Origin of the sequence: Thiocapsa sp. (assembly GCF_035467215.1) — a bacterium.
Lineage (GTDB): Bacteria > Pseudomonadota > Gammaproteobacteria > Chromatiales > Chromatiaceae > Thiocapsa.
In genome coordinates this window covers 1-7,309 of sequence record NZ_DATITZ010000015.1, presented here as the reverse complement: position 1 = coordinate 7,309, position 7,309 = coordinate 1, and the positions used below count along the sequence as shown (strand labels likewise).

Sequence of the window (7,309 nt, the reverse complement as noted above, 5' to 3'; positions counted from 1 at the left end):
GACTCTTGACCGCCATCTCCTCCCACTCGGCCAGGGTGGAATCATAGCGGCCAAGCTCCATGCGTTCGTTGCCGAAATACTTGACCGTCTCGTAGTTGATCAGGCTATCGAAGGCCTGGCTGTTGGCCTGCGAATCCAGTCGGTTCATCCGGTGGCGATACTCCATCCGCCATTCGGTGATGGCGAAGGTGAAGGCAAAATAGACCGCCACTGTGCCGAAGACGACCAGCGCAAAGGCCGGCGCATACTGTTTGAGCAGGATCACGGCGACCAGGGTGAACTCCACCAGGACCGGCAGGACGCTGAAGGCGACATAGTTCAGAATGGTCGAGACCGAACGGGTGCCGCGCTCGAGGTCGCGGCTGATGGCCCCGCTCTGACGCCCCAGGTGATAGCGCAGCGAGAGCCGGTGCAGGTGGTCCAGCACCTTGGTGGAGAGGCGTCGCATGGCGCGATAGCGCACCCGTGCGAAGACTACGTCGCGCAGCTCGTTGAAGAGCGAGGAGCTGAGCTTGAGCGCGCCGTAGGCGACCAGGAGCGAGATCGGCAGCACCAGCACCTGATGCGGCGTGGCCTCGAAGGCATCCACGATGTCGCGCAGCACCAAGGGGACACCGACATTGGCCACCTTTGCCGCGATCAGGCAGGCCAGCGCCAACATGGCACGCCCGCGGAACTCCCACAGATAGGGCAGCATCCCGCGGAGATTGTGCCAATCTCGACGGTCGGAGTGGATGCGCTCGGTGGCGGCGATTCGGTTCATGCAAGCCTTTTAAACCGCGCCCGGCGCGGCATGTGGTGTTTTTGGTTGGGATCGGCCCGGGCAGACTTGACGATTGTCGCAGCTGGCGCGGTTTAAGCTTGCCGGGCGACTGAAGTCGCCGCTACATGTTGGTCGATGTCTTCCCGGAAATCACATCAAGTTGTCGCCCGGCCGTTATCCGGTCGGCTCGCCGCGGCGCGCCGACCGACCAAACCTGTACAAATGAGGACGCATCATGGCAGATCCCACGATGGACAGCACGGGTTGCAGCATGCACGAGCCCTACGCCTTGCAGGTGCTCGGCGACCAGATGGAGCCCGAGTTCCCCGATCGATGTGTGGTGATCGTCGAGCCGACGGACAACCGCAAAAACAACAGCTTCGTGTTCGCCGAGGTCGAGGGCGTGCGCTGGTTTCGCAAGTATGTCCGCGAGGACAACGGAATCGAGCGGCTCGTCGCACTCAACCGCATCTATCCCGACATCACGCTCGACGGCCTGGACTGGCACGTCCTGGGCGTCATCATCCAACGCAACATCCGGCGCAAGATCAAACACTACGACTACTCGCAAGAACCCGAGACATCCCCGACGGTGGCCATCACGGATCTGACCGGCCGGTGATGACCGGCGACACCTTGCCCAAGCCGCGCCGCGCCAGCCGAGCGAGGTCGCACGACCCGACTCTGCTCGCCGCGGTGCCGATCGCGATCCTGGCCGCGACCCTGATCGCCTGCTCCCCAGGGAGCGACCCGCCGGCAAGCACCGGCCGCGAGCGTGGCGCCGCCGATCACCTGGTGGCCACGGTCGCCGTGGAGCGCGCCGCCACGACGAGCAGCCACGAGCGCCCGGGCTCGCTGCGTCATCGCCGCCAGGTGCGGCTCTTCAGTCAGGAAGAAGGCCGGATCACCGCGCTGGAGGTCTTCGAGGGCGACATGGTCCGAGAGGGCGAGATCCTGGTAGCCCTCGAAGACGACCTCCTGCAGGCCGAGCTCGACAAGACGCGCGCAACCCTGGCCCAGGCCGAGCTCGACGTGGGGCGACTCGAAGATCTCGTGAGCAAGCGCGCCGCCTCCGACGCCGAGCTCTCGCAGGCGCGCACCGCCGTCGCCGTGGCCCGAGGCGATGTTCGGCTCCTGGAGACCCGGCTGGCCTTCACCCGGATTCCGGCTCCGTTCGACGGCGTGGTGATCGAGCGTTTGGTCGAACCGGGTGATTTCGTCTCGAAGAATACCCACCTCCTGACGACTGCAGATCCGGCGTCTTTGGTCGCGGAGGTCTATGCCTCCGAGCTGATCCTGCCGAGGATGAAGGTCGGCGACCCGGCGCAGCTGCGCATCGATGCCCTCGGCACGGTGGTGTTCCCGGCCCGGATCCTGCGGATTCATCCAAGCCTCGAGCAGACCAGCCGACAGGGGATCGTAGAGTTGACGCTCGAGGAGCCGCCGCCCGGCGTGAAGGCCGGACAGTTCGTACGGGTCACGCTCGAAACCGCTGCGGTGGAGCGTCTGCTGGTGCCCTTCCGTGCGCTGCGGCGCGACCGCGACGGCGAATTCGTCTGGCTGATCACCGATCAGGGCGAAGCCGCCCGCCGCAAGGTCAGGAGCGGCTTGCAAATGGCCGATCGCATCGAGATCCTCGAGGGTCTCGCGCCGGGCGATCGGATCGTCACGCGCGGGTTCCTCGGCCTGAGCGATGGCAAAACAGTCAAGGTGGTGCCCGAATGAATCTCGAACACCTCTACACGGCCGTCGAGCTGGTACGCAACGGCTGTTATCGCGACAACCCGCGCGAGGCCACGCGTCTGCGCACCTACCCGGTCATGCTCGCGAGCGCCGCCGCGCCGGCAGCCAGTCCGACGGAGGCCTACCTGCGCGCGGCCTGTCTCGCCTACGCCTGGATGCCCGAGCGGGTGCGCATCGACCAGAGCCACCTCGCCGCCGCCGTCGAGGCCTTCGAAGCCGCGCGAAGCGTCGCCCAAAGCGGCCCCGATGCCGCGCATGCCTCCCTCCGAGAGCGCGGCATCGACGCCATTGCCGCCAGCCTCAGCTCGGTTGTCGGGGCCGCGATGGTGCTTCATCTCGCCGCACCCGGCGTTTTCCCGATCTGGGACGAGCGCATCGAGCGCTTTCGCCTCGACGAGGAGCCGTCGCCGTACCACATGGGCCAGGCCCGTCACTATCTGGCCTTTATGGACGAGATTCGCGGCCTAACCGCTCACCCGCTCTTTCTCACCTTTCACAACGAATTCTGCACCGCCTACCAGGCACGCCTGCAACGCCTGCGGATCTCGCCCTACCCGCTGACCGAGACCAAGGTCGTGGAAGCCGCGATCACGGAGCTGACGGGCGAGTAAGTCTCACGTGTCGGAAAAACGTTGAGCACCGAACCGATATCGTTGTCGTTGTCGTTGTCGTTGTCGTTGTCGTAATCGATCACGGCAACGACAACGGGGGTGCAGCGCCGTAGGTTGGGCAAAGCGCAGCGTGCCCAACCCGCGCCCGCATCGCATGGACCAGCGCCGAGGTTGTGTCGAGCCTTGCGAGGTACAACCAGCTGTCGGCGCACGTTGTGCTTCCTACCGTCAGCACAACCTACAGGAACGGAATGTTCCGGAAATCCTTATGGCCGCAAACATCTCCACCTGGTCGGTACGCCACCCCGTCGGGGTCGTCGCGCTGACCCTCGCGGTGATGGTGCTCGGCGGGGTCTCCCTGACCCGGCTGAACATCGATCTGCTGCCGAGCATCATCTACCCGGACATCCAGGTCCGCGTGCTGGACCCCGGCGTCCCCGCCGAGGTCATGGAGAACGAGGTGACCCGCGAGCTCGAGGAGCAGCTCGCGATCACCGAGGGCGTCATCGCCATCCAGTCGCGCACCACCGAGGGGCGCAGCGCGATCGATCTGTCCTTTCGCTACGGCGAGGACATCGACCAGGCCTTGCGCGATGCAAGCTCCCGCCTGGACCGCGCCAAACGCTTCCTGCCGGAGACCGACGATCCGCCCATCATCTTCAAGCGCGACCCCTTCCAACTCCCCGTCGCCGAATATGTCGTCAGCTCGGCGCTGCGTGACCCGGTGGAGCTGCGCACCTGGACCGACTACACGCTGGGCCGCTCGCTGGTGACGCTCCCGGGCGTGGCGTCGGTCGAGATCGGCGGCGGATTGGAGCGCGAGGTGCAGGTGGTGGCCAACCAGTTCCGCTTGGCCGGACTGGGGATCGACATCCTGGACCTGGAGACGCGCCTGCGCACCGCCAATCAGGATGTCGCGGCCGGGCGGCTGCGCATGCCGGACGGCGAGATCGGGGGTCGCACCGAGGGACGCTTCAGGAACGTGCAGGAGATCATCGACCTGCCCCTCAAGCCCGAGGCCGGCGACAACCCGATGGCCCAGATGCGTATCGGCGAGATCGCGCAGGTCATCGACGGTTCGAGCGAGGAGCGTCTGCGCATCCGCCTCGACGACCAGCCGGGGATTAAGCTCGCGATCCAGAAGCAGCCGCTCACCAACACCGTGGCGGTGGTCGACACCGTCGACCGGGAGCTGACACGCCTCAAAGAGCAGGGCCAGCTCCCCGAAGACATTCAGATCCAGCTGGTCGACGACCAGGCGCGCTATATCCGCCACTCGCTTCAGAATGCGGTCAACGCCGCGGTCAGCGGAGCCCTGCTCGCGATGGCCGTGGTCTACGTCTTCCTCGGGAGTCTGCGGCGGACCCTGATCATCGGCGCGGCCATCCCGATCGCCGTCCTGGTCACCTTCATCCTCATGGCCGCCAACGGCCTGACCTTCAACATCATGACGCTCGGCGGCCTGGCGCTCGGCATCGGCATGCTGGTGGACAGCACCATCGTGATGCTCGAAAACATCTATCGCCACCAGCGGATGGGGCAAACCAAGGTCGTCGCGGCGGATGCCGCCAGCCGCGAGGTCACGGGCGCCATCATCGCCTCGACCTCGACGAACCTGGCCGCCGTCCTGCCATTCCTATTCATCGGCGGGCTCGTCGGGCTGCTCTTTCAGGAGCTGATCTTCACCATCTCGGCGGCCATCCTGGCCTCGATGGTCGTCGCCCTGACCCTAGTCCCGGCGCTCGCGGGCAGGGTGCCGGCGGGCCGAGAGGGGATGTTGCGCATCCAGGTCAATCGGGTCATGGAGGCGCTGCAGAACGGCTATGCCCGGGTGCTCGATCGGCTGCTGCGCATCCGCTGGCTGGTCATCCTCGCCTTCGTCGCCGGTTTGGTCTGGACCGCACCCTGGCTCATGGAGGCGAAGCAGGAATTTCTTCCCGCCCTCGACGAGGGCGACGTGCGAGTTACCCTGACCGCGGACGCCGGCATCGACCTCGAGGAGATGGATCGCCTGACCCGCCGGATCGAGGCGCTCGTCGCCGAGCAACCGGAGGTCGAGGCGATCTTCACCACGGTCGGCGGCTTCGTGTTCGGGCGCTCGTCCTTCGAGAGCGCCAACCGCGCAAGCCTGCAGGTCCTGCTGATCCCGGCGGCGGAGCGCGACGTCGGCAGCCAGGAGTGGATCACCCGAGTCAGCGGACTGATCCGCGCACTCGAGATCCCGGGCCTGCGGGCCTCGCTGGTCACGCGCGGGATCCGCGGCATCCGTTTCAGCCAAGGCGACGACGACGTCAGTCTGCGCATCGCCGGGGAGAACCTCGACACACTCGCGGATCTCGCCGATCAGGTCGTCGAGCAGCTCGCCGCCGTGGAGGGTCTCGGCAACGTCCAGCACAGCAGTCAGGACATCACCCGCGAGATCTCCATCCGGCTCGACCCGCAGCGCGCCGCGAGCTTCGGTTTGACCATCGAGGACATCGGCACCGTCCTGCGTTTCGCCCTGGAGGGCCGCATCGTCACCGAGCTGATCGACGGCGACCGCTCGGTGGATCTGCTGCTGCGACTGGATCGAATGGACATCGCCGCGCCGGGCGATCTGGACTCCATCGTGCTCTTCAGCAAGACCGAGCCGCGACGCCCCTTGCGACTCGGCGATGTCGCGACCGTGGAGATCCTCGCCCAGCCCGCGACCATCCTGCGCGATCGCCAGCAACGCACCGTCGAGATCACCGCCTCGGTCGGCGAGACGCTGACGCTTCAAGAGGCGATCGAGTCGGCACTGGACGCGGCGGCCCGGGTGCCGCTCCCCGCCGGCTATCGGCTCTACGAGGCCGGCGGTCTGGAGACACTCAAGCAGGGGCAGGACATGAGCCGAATCCTGCTCGGACTCGCGCTCTTTCTGGTCTTGGTCGCGATGGCGGTCCAATACGAGTCGGTGCGCAATCCGGTCATCATCCTGATCTCGGTGCCCTTCGCCTTGATCGGCGTGGTGCTCGGACTGCAATGGACGGGGTTGCCGGTCTCCATGCCGGTCTGGCTCGGGCTCATCATGCTGGCGGGGATCGTGGTCAACAACGCGATCGTGCTGGTGGAGTTCATCGAGCTCGAGCGCCGCACCGGTCTGGATACGCGCACGGCCATCCTCGAGGCGGCACGTCTGCGTCTGCGCCCCATCCTCATGACCACGCTCACCACCGTCGTGGGCATGCTTCCGCTCGCGCTCGCCCTGGGGGAGGGCTCGGAGATGCTGCAACCGCTCGCCGTGACCATCGTCGCGGGGCTATCCTTCTCGACTCTGGTCTCGCTCGTGCTGGTGCCCCTGGTCTATCGCGTCCTGGCGGCGCGAACCACGGTGCAGACCCCGACGGACTCGACGGACCTCGGGTCGTCACCTTGCCGCTGTTCGGCCCGCAGGACGACCTCATGCAGGCCGCAGCCCTGATCCAGCTCGGCATGGAGGCACGCATCGGACCCGAAGAGACCGATGTCATCGAGCAGATCATCATGCCGCTGCAGGTGGCGCTCGAGCGCGAGGTCATCTATCGCTCCATCGAAGCGGAGCGACAAAAGGCCTATCAACGCTCAATCCGCGATTCGCTCACCGGCCTCTTCACGCGTCTCTATATGCTCGACGTGATGGAGCGCCACTGCAGCGTCCACGACCGCAACGACTCCGCCCCGGTCGCCGCGCTCATGGTCGACGTGGATCACTTCAAGCGGATCAACGACACCCACGGGCATGCCGCTGGCGACGAGGTCCTTAAACAGGTCGCGCGTGTTCTTCAGGAGAGCATCCGCGAGACCGATATCCCCGTGCGGTTCGGGGGCGAGGAGTTCATCCTCTTCCTCGTCGGCGCCTCGGCGTTCGGGATGCCCGATTATGCCGAGCGCATCCGCTCGGCGATCGAGCGGCATCGCTTCGCGATCCAAGCGGACCAAGAGATTGTGGTCACCGTCAGCGTCGGCGCCGCGATGCGCCGTCAATACGAGTCCCTCGACGAGCTCATTCGCCGAGCCGACGGAGCCCTCTACCGCGCCAAGCAGGGCGGGCGCAATCGCGTCGAGTTGATCGGGTCGGGCTGACAGGATTGCGCCCGTCAGCCCTCCCACACCACCGGACATGCGGTTTTCCGCATCCGGCGGTTGAACCCAGCCACCGGTTACGCGGCAGCAAGGTCTGATGGAACCCACA

General features: G+C 66.1%; 6 protein-coding genes. 5 read left to right on the top strand and 1 reads right to left on the bottom strand.

Translation table 11 applies throughout. The annotated features are described in order from the left end of the window. Window positions 1-763 (bottom strand): ABC transporter transmembrane domain-containing protein (locus VLR48_RS00820; RefSeq protein ID WP_325289956.1); only part of this gene is annotated, 763 nt, incomplete at its 3' end. Between the two features lie 235 nt (window positions 764-998). Here VLR48_RS00820 and VLR48_RS00815 point away from each other — a divergent pair. From VLR48_RS00815 to VLR48_RS00795, 5 genes are all read left to right on the top strand, one after another. After that, window positions 999-1,385, top strand: coding sequence for a S24 family peptidase (locus VLR48_RS00815; protein WP_325289955.1), 387 nt, complete (start codon window positions 999-1,001; stop codon window positions 1,383-1,385). After that, window positions 1,385-2,488 carry an efflux RND transporter periplasmic adaptor subunit gene (locus VLR48_RS00810; RefSeq protein ID WP_325289954.1) on the top strand — a complete coding sequence of 368 codons (1,104 nt, stop codon included), beginning with the start codon at window positions 1,385-1,387 and terminating at the stop codon, window positions 2,486-2,488. The genes VLR48_RS00815 and VLR48_RS00810 overlap by 1 nt, the downstream gene beginning before the upstream one ends. Beyond that, complete coding sequence (locus VLR48_RS00805) at window positions 2,485-3,117, top strand: hypothetical protein (protein ID WP_325289953.1); 633 nt, start codon at window positions 2,485-2,487, stop codon at window positions 3,115-3,117. The genes VLR48_RS00810 and VLR48_RS00805 overlap by 4 nt, the downstream gene beginning before the upstream one ends. A gap of 268 nt (window positions 3,118-3,385) precedes the next feature. After that, window positions 3,386-6,559, top strand: a complete 3,174-nt coding sequence (locus VLR48_RS00800; protein WP_325289952.1) for an efflux RND transporter permease subunit — start codon at window positions 3,386-3,388, stop codon at window positions 6,557-6,559. Beyond that, a complete protein-coding gene (locus VLR48_RS00795; protein ID WP_325289951.1) occupies window positions 6,541-7,200 on the top strand; it encodes a GGDEF domain-containing protein in 660 nt (219 codons plus the stop codon). Before VLR48_RS00800 ends, VLR48_RS00795 begins: the two co-directional genes overlap by 19 nt. The last annotated feature ends 109 nt before the right edge of the window (window positions 7,201-7,309 follow it).